Below are 17,998 nucleotides of genomic sequence, written 5' to 3' on the forward strand. Positions count from 1 at the left end.
CACTCACTCGGCGCTCGGCGCGGTACGGATGCCGAGCTCGCGCTCACGCAGGATCGTGTAGATCCGCGCGATGTCGCGGCGGACGGCCTTGAGGCGCCCGTGGCTCTCCAGCTGGCCGGTGGCCGACTGGAAACGGAGGTTGAAGAGCTCCTCCTTGACCTTCTTGAGCTCGGCGACGAGCGTCTCGTCGTCCATGGCGTCGAGGTCGACGGGGGCGAGCCCCTTCGTTCCGATTGCCATCAGTTGCCACCACCCTCGCGCACCACGAAACGGCACTTCATCGGGAGCTTGTGGATCGCGCGGCGCATGGCCTCACGAGCCAGGTCCTCCGGGACACCCGCCAGCTCGAAGACGATCCGGCCGGGCTTGACATTGGCGACCCACCACTCGGGCGAACCCTTACCGGAGCCCATGCGGGTCTCGGCAGGCTTCTTGGTCAGGGGACGGTCCGGGTAGATGTTGATCCAGACCTTGCCGCCACGCTTGATGTGGCGGGTCATCGCGATACGAGCAGCCTCGATCTGGCGGTTCGTCACGTACGCCGGCTCGAGAGCCTGGATGCCGTACTCGCCGAACGAGATCTGGGTGCCACCCTTCGCCGCGCCGGAGCGCGACGGGTGGTGCTGCTTGCGGTGCTTGAGCCTGCGCGGGATCAGCATGACTCAGGCCTCCGTTCCGGTCTCAGGGGCCTTCGCCTCCGCGGCGGGAGCAGCCTGCTCGGGCGCCGCCGGCGACTCGGACGCGGGGGTCCGCTCGGCCGAACGCTCGGGACGACGGCCGCCACCACGACGGTCGCCGCCGCGCTCACCGCGCGGGCCGCCACGGCCCTGGCGCGGAGCGGCCGTGGCCTGCTGCGCGGCGAACTCCTTCTCGGTGACGTCGCCCTTGTAGATCCACACCTTCACGCCGATGCGGCCGAACGTGGTGCGGGCCTCGAAGAAGCCGTAGTCGATGTACGCGCGCAGCGTGTGCAGCGGCACACGACCCTCGCGGTAGAACTCCGACCGGCTCATCTCCGCGCCACCGAGGCGGCCGGAGACCTGCACGCGGATGCCCTTCGCGCCGGCGCGCTGCGCGGACTGGATGCCCTTGCGCATGGCACGACGGAACGAGACGCGGCTCGCGAGCTGCTCGGCGATCCCCTGGGCGACGAGCTGCGCGTCCGTCTCGGCGTTCTTCACCTCGAGGATGTTGAGCTGCACCTGCTTGCCGGTGAGCTTCTCGAGCTCGCCGCGGATGCGGTCGGCCTCGGCGCCACGGCGACCGATGACGATGCCCGGGCGCGCCGTGTGGATGTCCACGCGGACGCGGTCACGGGTGCGCTCGATCTCGACCTTGGAGATGCCGGCGCGCTCGAGACCCGTGCTCATGAGCTTGCGGATCTGGACGTCCTCGCGGACGTAGTCGCGGTACCGCTGTCCGGGCTTGGTGCTGTCGGCGAACCAGCGCGACCGGTGGTCGGTGGTGATGCCGAGGCGGTACCCGTGCGGGTGAACCTTCTGTCCCACTATCGGGCACTTCCCTTCGTGTTCTCACGCGGAGCGACGACCACGGTGATGTGGCTGGTGCGCTTGAGGATGCGGTTCGCACGGCCCTGGGCCCGGGGGCGGAAACGCTTGAGGGTCGGGCCCTCGTCGACGAACGCCTCACGCACGACGAGCTCCTGCTCCTCGAACGCTTCGCTCGCGCGGTCCGCCTTCACCCGGGCGTTGGCGATGGCGCTCTCCACGACCTTGCGGACGGGCTCGCTCGCCGCCTGCGGTGCGAACTTCAGCACCGCGACGGCCTCGGAGGCCTGCTTGCCACGGATGAGGTCCACGACGCGCCGGGCCTTCTGGGGCGTGACACGGACGAACCGCGCCTGCGCCTTGGCTTCCATTGCTGTCCTGCCTTCTTGTCTCTTGACCGTCCAGGTCGTCACCAGACTGACCCGGGGGTCAGCGGCGACGACCCTTCTTGTCGTCCTTCACGTGGCCGCGGAAGGTCCGCGTGGGAGCGAACTCGCCGAGCTTGTGGCCGACCATCGACTCGGTGACGAACACCGGCGTGTGCTTGCGACCGTCGTGCACGGCGAACGTGTGACCGAGGAAGTCGGGCGTGATGACCGACCGACGGGACCAGGTCTTGATGACGTTCTTGGTCCCCTTCTCGTTCTGAGCGTCCACCTTCTTCTGCAGGTGGTCGTCGACGAAGGGGCCCTTCTTCAGGCTACGAGGCATGTCTCCAGGCTCCTATCAGCGCTTCTTGCCGGTACGGCGACGACGCACGATCAGCTTGTCGCTCGGCTTGTTGGGACGGCGGGTACGACCCTCCGGCTGGCCCCACGGGCTCACCGGGTGGCGACCACCGGAGGTCTTGCCCTCACCACCACCGTGCGGGTGGTCGATCGGGTTCATGGCGACACCGCGGACGGTCGGGCGCTTGCCCTTCCAGCGCATGCGGCCGGCCTTGCCCCAGTTGATGTTCGACTGCTCGGCGTTGCCGACCTCGCCGACCGTCGCGCGGCAGCGCAGGTCGACGTTGCGGATCTCGCCGGAGGGCATGCGCAGCTGCGCGTACGGCCCGTCCTTGGCGACGAGCTGCACGGACGCACCGGCCGAACGGGCGATCTTCGCGCCGCCACCGGGCTTGAGCTCGATGGCGTGGATGACCGTACCGGTCGGGATGTTGCGCAGCGGCAGGTTGTTGCCGGGCTTGATGTCCGCGCCCGCGCCCGCCTCGACGACGTCGCCCTGCTTGAGCTTCGCCGGCGCGACGATGTAACGCTTCTCGCCGTCCGCGTAGTGCAGGAGCGCGATGCGCGCGGTGCGGTTGGGGTCGTACTCGATGTGCGCGACCTTCGCCGGCACGCCGTCCTTGTCGTGACGACGGAAGTCGATCACGCGGTACGCACGCTTGTGGCCACCACCCTTGTGACGGGTGGTGATACGACCGGAGCTGTTGCGGCCGCCGCTCTTGGAGAGCGGGCGGACCAGAGACTTCTCCGGCTGCGAGCGCGTGATCTCGGCGAAGTCGGCGACGCTCGAGCCGCGGCGGCCGGGCGTCGTCGGCTTGTACTTACGGATTCCCATGGGGATCTGTCCTCAATCTGCTCTCGTCGGCTCAGCCGAAGATGTCGATCGTGCCCTCGCGGAGGGTGACGATCGCACGCTTGGTGTCCTTGCGCTTGCCCAGGCCGAAACGCGTGCGACGCGTCTTGCCCTTGCGGTTGATCGTGTTCACCGAGGCGACCTTGACCGAGAAGATCTGCTCGACGGCGATCTTGATCTCGGTCTTGTTGGCCCGCGGGTCGACGACGAACGTGTACTTGCCCTCGTCGAGCAGGCCGTAGCTCTTCTCGGAGACGACCGGCGCGAGGATCACGTCACGGGGGTCCTTGGTCACGGTGGTCACTTCGCGGCCTCCTCGGCAGCAGTCTCGTCCGCCTCGGTGGAGGTGGCGACGGCCTTCGCGGAGCGACCCGTGGCCGGGCCCGTCAGGAACGCGTCGAGCGCGCCCTGCGTGAAGACGACGTCGTCGGAGACGAGCACGTCGTAGGTGTTGAGCTGGTCGGCCACCAGGAGGTGGACCTGCTCGACGTTCCGCAGCGACTTGATCGTCAGCTCGTCACCACGCTCGGTGACGACGAGGACGTGCTTGCGCCCGGAGAGCTTGGCGAGCGTCGTGACGGCGGTCTTGGTCGACGGCAGGCCGTCGACGCCGAAGCCGGTCACCACGTGGACACGGCCGTTGCGGGCGCGGTCCGAGAGGGCACCGCGGAGGGCGGCGGCCTTCATCTTCTTGGGCGTCCGCTGGTCGTACGAGCGCGGCGTCGGGCCGTGGACGACGCCACCCCCGGCGAACTGCGGCGCACGGGTCGAACCCTGGCGGGCGCGGCCGGTGCCCTTCTGCTTGTACGGCTTGCGACCACCACCGCGGACCTCGCCGCGGGACTTGGTGTCGTGGGTGCCCTGGCGTGCAGCGGCACGCTGGGCGACGACGACCTGGTGGATCAGCGGGACGTTGAGCTCGACGTCGAACACCTCGGCGGGGAGCTCGGCGGTGCCGGCCTTCTTGCCCTTGGGGTCCAGCACGTCAACGGTCAGAGCGGACATGGGGTTCACGCTCCCTTCGCGGCGCTGCGCACGAGGACGACGCCGCCCTTGGGGCCGGGAACCGCGCCCTTGACGAGCAGCAGACCCTTCTCGGCGTCGACCGCGTGGACGGTCAGGTTCTGGGTGGTCTGACGGACGTTGCCCATCCGACCGGCCATGCGCAGGCCCTTGAAGACGCGCGACGGGGTCGAGGCCCCACCGATCGAGCCGGGCTTGCGGTGGTTACGGTGCGAGCCGTGGGAGGCACCCACGCCGGAGAAGCCGTGACGCTTCATGACACCGGCGGTGCCCTTGCCCTTGGTCGTGCCCACGACGTCGACCACGGCGCCGGCCTCGAAGGCCTCCGCGGTGATCTCCTGGCCGAGCGAGTACTCGGTGGCGTCGGTGGTGCGGACCTCGGCGACGTGACGACGCGGCGTGACGCCGGCCTTCTCGAAGTGGCCCTTGAGCGGCTTCGTGACCTTGCGCGGGTCGATCTGGCCGTAGGCGAGCTGCACGGCGGCGTAACCGTCGGCGTCCGACGTGCGCACCTGCGTCACGACGTTCGTGCCGACCGCGACGACGGTCACGGGCACGAGGCGCCCGGCCTCGTCCCAGAGCTGCGTCATCCCGAGCTTCGTGCCGAGCACCGCGGTGACCGGGCGCGCGTTCTGCTGGGGGGTAGTCATGATGTCCTCCAGCCTCAGAGCTTGATCTCGATGTTCACGTCAGCCGGCAGGTCGAGACGCATGAGCGAGTCGACCGCCTTCGGCGTGGGATCGATGATGTCGATCAGCCGCTTGTGCGTGCGCATCTCGAAGTGCTCGCGGCTGTCCTTGTACTTGTGAGGCGACCGGATGACGCAGAAGACGTTCTTCTCCGTCGGCAGCGGCACCGGACCCACGACCGTTGCACCAGCGCGCGTCACCGTGTCGACGATCTTGCGCGCCGAGCTGTCGATGACCTCGTGGTCGTAGGACTTGAGCCGGATGCGGATCTTCTGTCCCGCCATGGCGTCGTCTGACTCTCTCTCTCGAACCGCTAGCTGTCCGACCCCCGCGCTCGGGCGTGTCGCGTAGTCGCGACGCACCTGGGCGCACACGCCGAGAGGCGCAGGGCCGTTGGATATGTGGACTCCCGCCGGGCTCCGTGCTGACGCACGGCTCCGCGAACCGGACCACAACGTTTGTGCGAGCCTGTCGGAACGTGTGTTCCGCGGGGTACTCGATCCATGGCGACACAGAGAGCTCAACCCGCAGACCCGGGAGATGTCCCGGGGTCCTGGCCCTCGGCGAGAGGACCGGTTCAACACACTGTTCGACACGTGAAAGAGCGCACCCGTAACAGGCAACCTGAACAGTCTGCCACACGAAGGTGCCGTCGTCCAAGTCGGGACGGCACGACGTCGCTGTGACGGTGACCGCAGGCCGAAGGCCCGGCCCCGCGGACGGGACCGGGCCTTCGACGAGATGCTGCGGAGGCAGCGTCAGATCACTTGAGGATCTTGGTGACGCGGCCCGAGCCGACGGTGCGGCCACCCTCACGGATGGCGAAGCCGAGGCCCTCCTCCATGGCGATCGGCTGGATCAGCTCGACCGTCATCTCGGTGTTGTCGCCGGGCATGACCATCTCGGTGCCCTCGGGCAGCGTGATGACGCCGGTGACGTCCGTCGTGCGGAAGTAGAACTGCGGACGGTAGTTCGAGTAGAACGGGTTGTGACGGCCGCCCTCGTCCTTGCCCAGGATGTAGACCTGCGCCTCGAACTGCGTGTGCGGGGTGATCGAGCCCGGCTTCACGACGACCTGGCCGCGCTCGACGTCCTCGCGCTTGATGCCGCGCAGGAGCAGACCGGTGTTGTCGCCGGCCTGAGCCTGGTCCATCTGCTTGTGGAACGTCTCGATGCCCGTGACCGTGGTCTTCTGGGGCGCGCGGATGCCGACGATCTCGACGTCCGAGTTGAGGTCGAGCGTGCCACGCTCCACCTTGCCGGTGACGACGGTGCCACGACCGGTGATCGTGAAGACGTCCTCGACGGGCATGAGGAACGGCTTGTCGAGCTCGCGGACGGGCTCGGGCACGTTCTCGTCCACGGCCTCCATGAGCTCGAGGATCTTCGCGGTCCACTCGGGGTCGCCCTCGAGCGCCTTGAGACCGGAGACGCGCACGACCGGCGCGTTGTCACCGTCGAACTCCTGCGAGGAGAGGAGCTCGCGCACCTCCATCTCGACGAGCTCGAGGATCTCCTCGTCGTCGACCATGTCGGACTTGTTGAGCGCGACGAGCAGGTACGGCACGCCGACCTGGCGGGCGAGCAGGACGTGCTCGCGCGTCTGGGCCATCGGGCCGTCGGTCGCGGCGACCACCAGGATCGCGCCGTCCATCTGGGCGGCACCGGTGATCATGTTCTTGATGTAGTCGGCGTGACCCGGGGCGTCGACGTGCGCGTAGTGGCGCTTCGGCGTCTCGTACTCGATGTGCGCGATGTTGATCGTGATACCGCGCTGCTTCTCCTCGGGAGCCGCGTCGATCTCGTCGAAGTTGCGCTGCGTGTTCGCCGGCAGGTCCGGGTACGTGTCCGCGAGCGTCTTCGAGATCGCCGCCGTGAGCGTCGTCTTACCGTGGTCGACGTGACCGATGGTGCCGACGTTGACGTGCGGCTTGGTCCGCTCGAACTTGGCCTTAGCCACTGGGGTCCTCCTGGGACTTGGGTAGATGTGCCGAACGTTGCGAATGTCGACCGAGAGATCCTACATCCGCGGGGCGTTGCGGTTTTCCTACAGGTTGATGGTTGTGCGGGTCTTCGACCTGTGGGGACTCACTCGCCCCGGGTCTTCTTGATGATCTCTTCGGCAACGTTCCGAGGAACCTCGGCGTAGTTGTCGAACTGCATCGAGTACACCGCACGACCCTGGGTCTTGGACCGGAGGTCACCGATGTACCCGAACATCTCTGACAACGGTACGTGGGCCCGGACGACCTTCACACCCGTCGCGTCCTCCATGGACTGGATCATTCCACGACGTGAGTTCAGGTCGCCGATGACGTCGCCCATGTACTCCTCGGGCGTACGCACCTCGACCGCCATCACCGGCTCCAGCAGAACCGGGTCCGCCCGCTTGACGCCCTCCTTGAGGACCATCGAGCCGGCGATCTTGAACGCCATCTCCGAGGAGTCGACCTCGTGGTAGGCGCCGTCGAGCAGGATCGCCTTCACCCCGACCAGCGGGAAGCCGGCGAGCACGCCGAGCTCCATCGCGGACTGGATGCCGGCGTCGACGCTGGGGATGTACTCGCGCGGGATGCGACCACCGGTGACCGCGTTGGAGAACTCGTAGAGCTCGCCCTCGGACGTGTCGAGCGGCTCGAAGGTCACCTGGACCTTCGCGAACTGCCCGGACCCACCGGTCTGCTTCTTGTGCGTGTACTCGATCTTCTCGGCCTTGCGGCGGATCGTCTCGCGGTACGCGACCTGCGGCTTGCCGACGTTCGCCTCGACCTTGAACTCGCGACGCATGCGGTCGACGAGGATGTCGAGGTGGAGCTCGCCCATGCCGCCGATGACGGTCTGGCCGGTCTCGTCGTCCAGCTTCACGCGGAAGGTCGGGTCCTCCTCGGCGAGCTTCTGGATCGCCGTGGAGAGCTTCTCCTGGTCGGCCTTCGTCTTCGGCTCGATCGCGACGTCGATGACGGGCTCGGGGAAGCTCATCGACTCGAGGATCACCGGGTTCGCCATGTCGCTCAGCGTGTCACCGGTCGTGGTGTCCTTGAGGCCGATGACCGCGTAGATGTGACCGGCGCTCGCCTCGTCGACCGGGTTCTCCTTGTTGGAGTGCATCTGGAAGATCTTGCCGACGCGCTCCTTCTTGCCCTTGGTCGAGTTCGCGACCTGCTGGCCGGGCTCGACACGACCGGAGTACACGCGGACGTAGGTGAGCTTGCCGAAGAACGGGTGCGCCGCGACCTTGAAGGCGAGCGCGGAGAACGGCTCCGAGGCGTCGGGGTGACGCTGGATGACCTTCTCCTCGTCCTTCGGGTCGTGACCGTCGATCGCCGGCACGTCGAGGGGCGACGGCAGGTAGTCGATGACCGCGTCGAGCATGGGCTGGACGCCCTTGTTCTTGAACGCGGAGCCGCACAGGACCGGGAACGCCTCGCCCGCGATGACGAGCTTGCGGATGCCGGCCTTGAGCTCGGCGATCGTCAGTTCCTCGCCACCGAGGTACTTCTCGAGCAGCTCCTCGTCGGCCTCGGCGACGGCCTCGACGAGCTCGCTGCGGTACTGCTGGGCCTTCTCGACCAGGTCCGCGGGGATCTCCTCGGTGTCGTACGCCTCGCCGAGCTGGGTCTCCCCGTGCCAGACGAGCGCCTTCATCTCGAGCAGGTCGACGACGCCGGTGAACTCGCTCTCGGCACCGATCGGGAGCTGGATGACCAGCGGCTTCGCCTTGAGGCGGTTGATGATCGTGTCGACGGTGAAGTAGAAGTCCGCGCCGAGCTTGTCCATCTTGTTGACGAAGCAGATGCGGGGGACGTTGTACTTGTCCGCCTGGCGCCACACCGTCTCCGACTGCGGCTCGACACCCTCCTTGCCGTCGAAGACGGCGACGGCGCCGTCGAGGACGCGCAGGGAGCGCTCGACCTCGACCGTGAAGTCGACGTGGCCGGGCGTGTCGATGATGTTGATCTGGTTCTTGTTCCAGTAGCACGAGACGGCGGCGGACGTGATCGTGATGCCGCGCTCCTTCTCCTGCTCCATCCAGTCGGTCGTGGACGCGCCGTCGTGCGTCTCGCCGAGCTTGTAGTTCACACCCGTGTAGAACAGGATGCGCTCGGTGGTCGTGGTCTTCCCGGCATCGATGTGGGCCATGATGCCGATGTTGCGGACCTTGCTCAGGTCGGTCAGCACGTCAAGTGCCACGGTCTGCTTCCCTCGTTAGATGGGTTGAGTCGGGGGCGCTGCTCGGACCGGGGTGACCGGCCTCGACCCGCCGACGGCCCCGGGGACGCTCCGGTCCCCGGGGCCCGTCGTGCGGACTACCAGCGGTAGTGGGCGAAGGCCTTGTTGGACTCCGCCATCTTGTGCATGTCCTCACGGCGCTTGACCGCGGCGCCGAGGCCGTTGCTCGCGTCGAGGATCTCGTTCATGAGGCGCTCCGTCATGGTCTTCTCGCGACGGGCGCGCGAGTAGTCCGTGAGCCAGCGCAGCGCGAGGGTCGTCGCACGCGCGGGGCGCACCTCGACCGGGACCTGGTAGGTCGCACCACCGACGCGGCGCGAGCGGACCTCGAGCGCCGGGCGGACGTTCTCGAGCGCGCGCTTGAGCACCACGACCGGGTCGCCGTCCGTCTTCGCCCGGACGCCCTCGAGGGCGCCGTAGACGATCGACTCGGCGGTGGACTTCTTGCCGTCGAGCAGCACCTTGTTGATGAGCTGCGTGACGACGGGAGACCCGTAGACCGGGTCGACGATGAGCGGCCGCTTCGGGGCCGGGCCCTTGCGAGGCATCAGCTCTTCTCCTTCTTGGCGCCGTAGCGGCTGCGGGCCTGCTTGCGGTTCTTCACGCCCTGCGTGTCGAGCGCGCCGCGCACGATCTTGTAGCGCACACCCGGGAGGTCCTTCACACGACCGCCGCGCACGAGCACGATGGAGTGCTCCTGGAGGTTGTGGCCGACGCCGGGGATGTAGGCCGTGACCTCGACCTGGGAGGAGAGCTTCACGCGAGCGACCTTGCGCAGCGCGGAGTTCGGCTTCTTCGGGGTGGTGGTGTACACGCGCGTGCACACACCGCGCCGCTGCGGGGAGCCCTTGAGGGCGGGAGTCTTGGACTTCCCCACCTTCGAGGTCCGCCCCTTGCGGACGAGCTGCTGGATCGTAGGCACTACGTCTCCGTGTCTTCTCGAGCTACCGGGGCTATCCCCGATGGTGGTCGTGCTGGCTGCTGGAGCCGATCGCACGAGGCACCCGCAGCGCGAGAGACGCTGCAGCAGCCACCTACCACCGGCTCGATGGTCCGTCTCCCGACCGTGGGCGCGACGGCGCCACCAGGACCGGGATCCGGAGTGCCCGGGCACTCACATCGGCCCGTCCGGAGACCGCCACGCGGCGGTGTGCGACGATCTCTCGCCCGCACCGTCCCGCCAGGGACATCACGGAGGGCCCGACGGCGCGGGCACGGTTTACCAGGTTACCTGCCACCCGGCAAGGAGTCAAAGGAGCAGGTCGCGACCGCGGACGCTCCCCCGGGCTGCGTCGTCGTCCCGCAGGAGGGACGACGACGGGTGCCCGCCGGCCGCCGCACACGAGGTGCGGCGGGCCGACGGGCACCCGTCGGGGGACGTCAGCGGTAGTCGCCGAAGTCCAGGTCCTCGAGCGGGATCGCCTCGCCGGAGCCCATGCCGAGCGCCGGGAAGTCGATCTCGTCGTAGCCGAAGCTCGGGTAGAGCTCCGTCTTCGCCTGCTCGGTCGGCTCGACCTGGACCTTGGTGTACCGGGGAAGACCGGTACCGGCCGGGATGAGCTTACCGATGATGACGTTCTCCTTGAGGCCGAGGAGCGGGTCACGACGACCGCTCATCGACGCCTCGGTGAGCACGCGCGTCGTCTCCTGGAACGACGCGGCCGAGAGCCACGAGTCCGTCGCGAGCGACGCCTTCGTGATGCCCATCAGCTCGGGACGGCCGGAGGCCGGCTGGCCACCCTCCGCCACCGCGCGACGGTTCGCGTCCTCGAAGCGGCCGCGCTCGGCGAGCTCGCCCGGCAGGAGGTGCGAGTCGCCCGAGTCGAGCACGGTCACGCGACGCAGCATCTGCCGAACGATGACCTCGATGTGCTTGTCGTGGATGTCCACGCCCTGCGAGCGGTAGACCTCCTGGACCTCGTCCACCAGGTGCTTCTGCGTGGCGCGCGGGCCGAGGATGCGCAGGACCTTCTTCGGGTCCACCGCACCCTGGACGAGCTGCGTGCCGACGTTCACGTGGTCGCCGTCCTGCACGAGCAGGCGGGCACGCTTGGTCACCGGGTAGGCGATCTCCTCCGAGCCGTCGTCCGGCGTGAGCACCAGACGGCGCGAGCGCTCCGAGTCGTCGATCGCGATGCGGCCCGAGAACTCCGCGATGGGCGCCTCACCCTTGGGGGTGCGGGCCTCGAAGAGCTCCGTGACACGCGGCAGACCCTGCGTGATGTCGTCCGCGGAGGCGACACCACCGGTGTGGAAGGTACGCATCGTCAGCTGCGTGCCCGGCTCACCGATCGACTGGGCAGCGATGATGCCGACCGCCTCGCCGATGTCGACGAGCTTGCCCGTGGCGAGCGACCGCCCGTAGCACTTGGCGCACGTGCCGACGCGCGACTCGCACGTGAGGACCGAGCGGACCTTGGCCTCACGGACGCCCGCGGTGACCGCGGCGTCGATGAGGACGTCGCCCGCGTCGTCGCCGGCCTTGCCGACGACGTTGCCGTCGGGGTCGACCAGGTCGGCCGCGAGGGTGCGCGAGTAGACGCTCGTCTCCACCTTCGGGTGGCGCACGAGCTTGCCCGCGAGCTCCTCGGCGATCGGCAGCGTCAGGCCGCGCTCGGTGCCGCAGTCCTCCTCGCGGACGATGACGTCCTGCGACACGTCCACGAGACGACGCGTGAGGTAGCCCGAGTCGGCGGTCCGCAGCGCGGTGTCCGCCAGACCCTTGCGGGCGCCGTGCGTCGCGATGAAGTACTCGAGGACGGACAGGCCCTCGCGGTAGTTGGACTTGATCGGGCGCGGGATGATCTCGCCCTTCGGGTTCGCCACGAGACCGCGCATACCGGCGATCTGACGGACCTGCATCCAGTTACCACGGGCACCCGAACCGACCATGCGGTACACGGTGTTGCGGTCGTTCGCCTCGAGGTTCTCGCGCATGACCGACGCGACCTTGTCCGTCGCCTGGGTCCAGATCTCGATGAGCTCCTGACGGCGCTCGTCGTCCGTGATGAGACCACGGTCGTACTGCTGCTGGACCTTGAGCGCGCGCTCCTCGTGCTGCTCGAGGATGACGGCCTTCTCCTTGGGCGTCGCCACGTCGGAGATCGCGATCGTGACGCCCGAGCGGGTCGCCCAGCGGAAGCCGGCGGCCTTCAGCGCGTCGAGCGACGCCGCGACCTCGACCTTCGGGTAGCGCTCCGCGAGCTCGTTGACGATCGCCGAGAGGCGCTTCTTGTCGACGACCGAGTTCACGTACGGGTAGTCGACGGGGAGCGTCTCGTTGAACAGGGCGCGACCGAGCGTGGTGTCGAAGAGGATCGGCTGACCCTCCTCCCAGCCCTCGGGAGCCTCGAAGCCGGAGACCGGCGGGACGAGGTCCGTCGTGCGGATCTTCACCCGGGCGTTGAGGTCCAGGGTGCCCTGGTCGAACGCCATGATCGCCTCGGCCACCGAGCCGAACGCACGACCCTCGCCCTCGGCGCCCTCGCGGTCGCTCGTCAGGTGGTACAGACCGATGATCATGTCCTGCGAGGGCATGGTCACCGGACGGCCGTCCGACGGCTTGAGGATGTTGTTGCTCGAGAGCATGAGGATGCGGGCCTCGGCCTGCGCCTCGGCGCTCAGGGGCAGGTGGACGGCCATCTGGTCACCGTCGAAGTCCGCGTTGAACGCGGCGCAGACGAGCGGGTGCAGGTGGATCGCCTTGCCCTCGACGAGCTGCGGCTCGAACGCCTGGATGCCCAGGCGGTGCAGCGTCGGTGCACGGTTGAGCAGCACGGGGTGCTCGGTGATGACCTCTTCGAGCACGTCCCACACGACCGGGCGGGCACGCTCGACCATGCGCTTCGCGCTCTTGATGTTCTGCGCGTGGTTGAGGTCGACGAGGCGCTTCATGACGAACGGCTTGAACAGCTCGAGCGCCATCTGCTTCGGCAGGCCGCACTGGTGCAGCTTGAGCTGCGGGCCGACGACGATGACCGAACGGCCCGAGTAGTCGACGCGCTTGCCGAGCAGGTTCTGACGGAAACGACCCTGCTTGCCCTTGAGCATGTCCGAGATGGACTTGAGCGGGCGGTTGCCCGGGCCGGTGACCGGACGACCACGGCGGCCGTTGTCGAACAGCGAGTCGACGGCCTCCTGGAGCATCCGCTTCTCGTTGTTGACGATGATCTCCGGCGCACCCAGGTCGAGCAGACGCTTGAGGCGGTTGTTCCGGTTGATCACGCGGCGGTACAGGTCGTTGAGGTCGCTCGTCGCGAAGCGGCCACCGTCGAGCTGCACCATCGGGCGCAGGTCCGGCGGGATGACCGGGACGGCGTCGAGCACCATGCCCGTGGGCGAGTTGGTCGTGGTGAGGAACGCGTTGACGACCTTGAGGCGCTTGAGGGCACGCGTCTTGCGCTGGCCCTTGCCCGAGCGGATGGTCTCGCGCAGGGACTCGGCCTCCGCCTCCAGGTCGAAGTCCTGGAGACGCTTCTGGATCGCCGCGGCGCCCATCGAGCCCTCGAAGTAGGTGCCGTAGCGGTCCTGGAGGGCGCGGTACAGCATCTCGTCGCCCTCGAGGTCGGCGACCTTGAGGTTCTTGAAGCGGTCCCACACCTGCTCGAGACGGTCGAGCTGGGCGTCGGCGCGCTTGCGGATCTGCGCCATCTCGCGCTCGGCCGAGTCGCGGACCTTGCGGCGCGCGTCGGCCTTGGCACCCTCGGCCTCGAGCTCGGCCAGGTCGGCCTCGAGCTTCTGGGCGCGGGAGTTGATGTCGTTGTCGCGGGCGTCCGCGATCTCCTTCTTCTCCAGGTCGATCTCGTTCTGGAGGTTCGGGAGGTCCTCCTGGCGGCCCTCCTCGTCGACCGAGGTGATCATGTACGCCGCGAAGTAGATGACCTTCTCGAGGTCCTTCGGGGCGAGGTCGAGCAGGTAGCCGAGGCGCGAGGGCACGCCCTTGAAGAACCAGATGTGCGTGACCGGCGCGGCGAGCTCGATGTGGCCCATGCGCTCACGACGCACCTTCGAGCGCGTCACCTCGACGCCGCAGCGCTCGCAGATGATGCCCTTGAAGCGCACGCGCTTGTACTTGCCGCAGTAGCACTCCCAGTCCCGGGTCGGGCCGAAGATCTTCTCGCAGAAGAGTCCGTCCTTCTCGGGCTTGAGGGTGCGGTAGTTGATGGTCTCGGGCTTCTTCACCTCACCGTGCGACCACGCACGGATGTCGTCGGCCGTGGCCAGGCCGATACGCAGCTCGTCGAAGACGTTGACGTCGAGCAAGTTGTCCTACTTCCTTCGCCTGCCGGGACCGGCCGTGGCCGGCCCCGACGCCAAAAAGACGGTTGGTGTGGGGGTCGTCGGTGGGAGCGGGGTGACCCGCTCCCACCTGCCCGAGATCAGATCTCGTCGACGCTGGACGCCGCGTTGGGGCGGCGCGACAGGTCGATGCCGAGCTCTTCGGCTGCGCGGTACACGTCGTCGTCCGACTCCCGCATCTCGATGGACACGCCGTCGCTCGAGAGCACCTCGACGTTCAGGCACAGCGACTGCATCTCCTTGAGGAGGACCTTGAAGGACTCCGGGATGCCCGAGTCGGGGATGTTCTCGCCCTTGACGATCGCCTCGTAGACCTTGACGCGACCGGGCACGTCGTCCGACTTGATCGTGAGGAGCTCCTGCAGCGTGTAGGCCGCGCCGTACGCCTCGAGGGCCCACACCTCCATCTCGCCGAAGCGCTGGCCGCCGAACTGCGCCTTACCACCGAGCGGCTGCTGGGTGATCATCGAGTACGGGCCGGTCGAGCGCGCGTGGATCTTGTCGTCGACCAGGTGGTGGAGCTTGAGGATGTACATGTAGCCCACCGACACGGCCTCGGGGAACGGCTCGCCGGAGCGGCCGTCGAAGAGGCGCGCCTTGCCGTCGGCGCCGACCATGCGGTCGCCGTCGCGGTTCGGGATCGTCGTCGAGAGCAGGCCCGTGAGCGCGTCCTCGTGGACGCCGTCGAACACCGGGGTGGCGACGGGACGGCCCGGCTCGGACGTCGCGGCGATCTCGGGGACGTTCTCCTTCCAGGAGAGGTCCTTGCCCTCGGCGAGCGTGATGTCCCAGCCCTGCTTCGCGACCCACCCGAGGTGCGTCTCGAGGACCTGGCCCACGTTCATACGGCCGGGGACGCCCAGCGGGTTGAGGACGACGTCGACCGGCGTCCCGTCCTCGAGGAACGGCATGTCCTCGACGGGCAGGATCTTGGAGATGACGCCCTTGTTGCCGTGACGGCCGGCGAGCTTGTCGCCGTCCGTGATCTTGCGGCGCTGCGCGATGTAGACGCGCACGAGCTGGTTCACGCCCGCGGGCAGCTCGTCGCCGTCCTCGCGGTTGAACTCGCGCACGCCGATGACCGTGCCGGACTCGCCGTGAGGCACCTTGAGCGACGTGTCGCGCACCTCGCGCGCCTTCTCGCCGAAGATCGCGCGCAGGAGGCGCTCCTCCGGGGTCAGCTCGGTCTCGCCCTTCGGCGTGACCTTGCCGACCAGGACGTCGCCCGCGCCGACCTCGGCACCGATGCGGATGATGCCGCGCTCGTCGAGGTCCGCGAGGACGTCCTCGGAGACGTTCGGGATGTCCCGCGTGATCTCCTCGGGGCCGAGCTTGGTGTCGCGCGCGTCGACCTCGTGCTCCTCGATGTGGATCGAGGAGAGCACGTCGTCCTGCACGAGACGCTGGCTGAGGATGATCGCGTCCTCGTAGTTGTGGCCCTCCCACGACATGAACGCCACGAGGAGGTTGCGGCCGAGCGCGAGCTCGCCCTCGTCGGTCGCCGGGCCGTCCGCGAGGACGGAGCCGGGCTCGACGCGCTGACCCTCGTCGACGAGCACGCGCTGGTTGTAGCTCGTGCCCTGGTTCGAGCGGCGGAACTTCGCGATGCGGTAGCTGCCGGTCGTGCCGTCGTCGTTCGCGACGAGCACGAGGTCGGCCGAGACCTCGGTGACGACACCGGGCTTCGTCGCGACGACGACGTCGCCCGCGTCGACGGCCGCGCGCCACTCCATGCCGGTCCCGACGAGCGGGGCCTCGGAGCGGACCAGCGGCACGGCCTGGCGCTGCATGTTCGCACCCATGAGGGCGCGGTTCGCGTCGTCGTGCTCCAGGAACGGGATGAGCGCCGTCGCGACCGAGACCATCTGGCGCGGCGAGACGTCCATGTAGTCGACCTGCGCGCCGGGGACGATCTCGACCTCGCCGCCCTTGGTGCGCACGAGCACGCGCTCGTCCGCGAAGGAGCCGTCGGCGTTGAGCGTCTGGTTCGCCTGCGCGATGACGTGGCGGTCCTCGTCGTCGGCCGTGAGGTAGACGACCTCGTCGGTCACCTTGCCCGCGGTCACCTTGCGGTACGGCGTCTCGATGAAGCCGAACGGGTTGATGCGCCCGTACGACGCGAGCGAGCCGATCAGACCGATGTTCGGACCCTCGGGGGTCTCGATCGGGCACATGCGGCCGTAGTGCGACGGGTGGACGTCACGGACCTCCATGCCGGCGCGGTCGCGCGAGAGGCCACCCGGGCCGAGGGCCGAGAGACGACGCTTGTGCGTCAGGCCCGCGAGCGGGTTGTTCTGGTCCATGAACTGCGAGAGCTGCGACGTGCCGAAGAACTCGCGGATGGACGCCACGACCGGGCGGATGTTGATGAGCGTCTGCGGCGTGATCGCCTCGACGTCCTGCGTCGTCATGCGCTCGCGCACGACGCGCTCCATCCGGGACAGGCCCGTGCGGACCTGGTTCTGGATGAGCTCGCCGACGGCGCGGATGCGGCGGTTGCCGAAGTGGTCGATGTCGTCCGTCTCGACGCGCACCTCGACGGCCTCGCCGTTGCGCGTGCCCGGGATGCTCGCGTGGTCCGCGTGCAGCGCCGCGAGGTACTTGATCGTCGCGACGACGTCCGAGACCGACAGCGTGGAGTCGCTGAGCGGCGCGTCGATGCCGAGCTTCTTGTTCGCCTTGTAGCGGCCGACCTTGGCGAGGTCGTAGCGCTTCGGGTTGAAGTAGAAGTTCTCGAGGAGCGCACGGCCGGCCTCGACCGTCGGCGGCTCGCCCGGGCGGATCTTGCGGTAGAGGTCGACGAGCGCCTCGTCCTGCGTGTGGACGTGGTCCTTCTCGAGCGTGTCGAGCACGGACGGGAAGTCCGCGAACTGCTCGCGGATCTCGGACTCCGTGAGGCCGAGCGCCTTGAGCAGCACGGTCACGGACTGCTTGCGCTTGCGGTCGACGCGCACGCCGACGGCGTCGCGCTTGTCGATCTCGAACTCGAGCCAGGCACCGCGCGACGGGATGATCTTCGCGGAGAAGATGTCCTTGTCGCTCGTCTTGTCGGCAGCGCGCTCGAAGTAGACGCCGGGCGAGCGGACGAGCTGCGAGACGACGACGCGCTCGGTGCCGTTGATGATGAACGTGCCGCGCTCGGTCATGAGCGGGAAGTCGCCCATGAAGACCGTCTGGCTCTTGATCTCACCGGTGTTGTAGTTGACGAACTCCGCGGTGACGAACAGCGGCGCGGCGTACGTGAAGTCCTTCTCCTTGCACTCGTCGGCCGTGTACTTCGGCGGCTCGAAGCGGTGGTTGGAGAACGACAGCGACATCGAGGACCCGAAGTCCTCGATCGGGGAGATCTCCTCGAAGATCTCCTCGAGGCCCGACGTCGAGGGCACGTCCTGGCGCCCGGCCTCGGCCGCGGCGGCGACGCGCGCCTGCCACGCCTCGTTGCCGAGCAGCCAGTCGAAGCTCTCGGTCTGGAGGCCCAGCAGGTCGGGGACCTCGAGCGGCTCGAAGATCTTGGCGAAGGAGAGGCGACGCGATGCGGTGCGGTTCGCGATGGCGTCGGCGGACGGAGCAGAAGGGGTGCGCGAGGCAGCCAAGAGGGGTCCTTCCCTGCAGATCGAAAGAACGCTGCACCGGCCGGGCTGGACACGATCACCGCCGCCACGACACCTC

Annotated in this window: 16 protein-coding genes; all 16 read right to left on the reverse strand. The window is 68.2% G+C overall.

Annotated features, from left to right (window positions below):
- Positions 1-3: 3 nt before the first annotated feature.
- Entirely contained in the window at positions 4-240 is a 237-nt protein-coding gene (rpmC, locus tag ACZ4MO_RS05230; RefSeq protein WP_021480429.1) for a 50S ribosomal protein L29, read from the reverse strand.
- Entirely contained in the window at positions 240-659 is a 420-nt protein-coding gene (gene rplP, locus ACZ4MO_RS05235) for a 50S ribosomal protein L16 (RefSeq protein ID WP_021480428.1), read from the reverse strand. The genes rpmC and rplP overlap by 1 nt, the downstream gene beginning before the upstream one ends.
- Positions 660-662: 3 nt before the next feature.
- A complete protein-coding gene (gene rpsC / locus ACZ4MO_RS05240) occupies positions 663-1,508 on the reverse strand; it encodes a 30S ribosomal protein S3 (RefSeq protein WP_034654910.1) in 846 nt (281 codons plus the stop codon).
- The gene (gene rplV, locus ACZ4MO_RS05245; protein ID WP_021479879.1) at positions 1,508-1,879 is read right to left on the reverse strand and encodes a 50S ribosomal protein L22; all 372 of its coding nucleotides are present in this window, start codon (positions 1,877-1,879) and stop codon (positions 1,508-1,510) included. The genes rpsC and rplV overlap by 1 nt, the downstream gene beginning before the upstream one ends.
- A 58-nt stretch (positions 1,880-1,937) precedes the next feature.
- Positions 1,938-2,219: a 30S ribosomal protein S19 gene (gene rpsS, locus ACZ4MO_RS05250; protein ID WP_021479878.1), complete on the reverse strand. Its 282-nt coding sequence runs from the start codon at positions 2,217-2,219 to the stop codon at positions 1,938-1,940.
- 15 nt (positions 2,220-2,234) lie between these two features.
- Entirely contained in the window at positions 2,235-3,071 is an 837-nt protein-coding gene (gene rplB, locus ACZ4MO_RS05255) for a 50S ribosomal protein L2 (RefSeq protein ID WP_021479877.1), read from the reverse strand.
- 31 nt (positions 3,072-3,102) lie between these two features.
- Complete coding sequence (gene rplW / locus ACZ4MO_RS05260) at positions 3,103-3,384, reverse strand: 50S ribosomal protein L23 (RefSeq protein ID WP_499278637.1); 282 nt, start codon at positions 3,382-3,384, stop codon at positions 3,103-3,105.
- Positions 3,385-3,389: 5 nt separating this feature from the next.
- Positions 3,390-4,094, reverse strand: a complete 705-nt coding sequence (gene rplD, locus ACZ4MO_RS05265; protein WP_021479875.1) for a 50S ribosomal protein L4 — start codon at positions 4,092-4,094, stop codon at positions 3,390-3,392.
- A 5-nt stretch (positions 4,095-4,099) separates the two neighbouring features.
- On the reverse strand, positions 4,100-4,762 hold the full coding sequence (rplC, locus tag ACZ4MO_RS05270) for a 50S ribosomal protein L3 (protein WP_021479874.1): 663 nt from the start codon (positions 4,760-4,762) through the stop codon (positions 4,100-4,102).
- A gap of 14 nt (positions 4,763-4,776) precedes the next feature.
- Positions 4,777-5,085 carry a 30S ribosomal protein S10 gene (gene rpsJ / locus ACZ4MO_RS05275; protein WP_012867945.1) on the reverse strand — a complete coding sequence of 103 codons (309 nt, stop codon included), beginning with the start codon at positions 5,083-5,085 and terminating at the stop codon, positions 4,777-4,779.
- 479 nt (positions 5,086-5,564) lie between these two features.
- Positions 5,565-6,761: an elongation factor Tu gene (gene tuf / locus ACZ4MO_RS05280; protein ID WP_053369624.1), complete on the reverse strand. Its 1,197-nt coding sequence runs from the start codon at positions 6,759-6,761 to the stop codon at positions 5,565-5,567.
- Between the two features lie 128 nt (positions 6,762-6,889).
- Positions 6,890-8,977 (reverse strand): elongation factor G, encoded by a 2,088-nt coding sequence (gene fusA / locus ACZ4MO_RS05285; protein ID WP_286186186.1) that lies wholly within the window; start codon positions 8,975-8,977, stop codon positions 6,890-6,892.
- A 131-nt stretch (positions 8,978-9,108) separates the two neighbouring features.
- Entirely contained in the window at positions 9,109-9,579 is a 471-nt protein-coding gene (gene rpsG, locus ACZ4MO_RS05290) for a 30S ribosomal protein S7 (RefSeq protein WP_021479870.1), read from the reverse strand.
- Positions 9,579-9,953 (reverse strand): 30S ribosomal protein S12, encoded by a 375-nt coding sequence (gene rpsL / locus ACZ4MO_RS05295; protein ID WP_021479869.1) that lies wholly within the window; start codon positions 9,951-9,953, stop codon positions 9,579-9,581. Before rpsL ends, rpsG begins: the two co-directional genes overlap by 1 nt.
- A gap of 458 nt (positions 9,954-10,411) precedes the next feature.
- A complete protein-coding gene (locus ACZ4MO_RS05300; RefSeq protein WP_021479868.1) occupies positions 10,412-14,293 on the reverse strand; it encodes a DNA-directed RNA polymerase subunit beta' in 3,882 nt (1,293 codons plus the stop codon).
- A gap of 116 nt (positions 14,294-14,409) precedes the next feature.
- Positions 14,410-17,922 (reverse strand): DNA-directed RNA polymerase subunit beta, encoded by a 3,513-nt coding sequence (gene rpoB, locus ACZ4MO_RS05305; RefSeq protein ID WP_175007841.1) that lies wholly within the window; start codon positions 17,920-17,922, stop codon positions 14,410-14,412.
- Positions 17,923-17,998: the final 76 nt, after the last annotated feature.

The sequence above is a fragment of the Sphaerisporangium cinnabarinum genome (genome assembly GCF_055567015.1).

Bases quoted from the DNA above. Each gene is read 5' to 3' on its own strand.
- rpsS (WP_021479878.1), bottom strand. From the start codon at position 2,219: ATGCCTCGTAGCCTGAAGAAGGGCCCCTTCGTCGACGACCACCTGCAG.
- rpsJ (WP_012867945.1), bottom strand. From the start codon at position 5,085: ATGGCGGGACAGAAGATCCGCATCCGGCTCAAGTCCTACGACCACGAG.
- rpsG (WP_021479870.1), bottom strand. From the start codon at position 9,579: ATGCCTCGCAAGGGCCCGGCCCCGAAGCGGCCGCTCATCGTCGACCCG.
- rplP (WP_021480428.1), bottom strand. From the start codon at position 659: ATGCTGATCCCGCGCAGGCTCAAGCACCGCAAGCAGCACCACCCGTCG.
- rplV (WP_021479879.1), bottom strand. From the start codon at position 1,879: ATGGAAGCCAAGGCGCAGGCGCGGTTCGTCCGTGTCACGCCCCAGAAG.
- rplC (WP_021479874.1), bottom strand. From the start codon at position 4,762: ATGACTACCCCCCAGCAGAACGCGCGCCCGGTCACCGCGGTGCTCGGC.
- rplD (WP_021479875.1), bottom strand. From the start codon at position 4,094: ATGTCCGCTCTGACCGTTGACGTGCTGGACCCCAAGGGCAAGAAGGCC.
- rpmC (WP_021480429.1), bottom strand. From the start codon at position 240: ATGGCAATCGGAACGAAGGGGCTCGCCCCCGTCGACCTCGACGCCATG.
- rplB (WP_021479877.1), bottom strand. From the start codon at position 3,071: ATGGGAATCCGTAAGTACAAGCCGACGACGCCCGGCCGCCGCGGCTCG.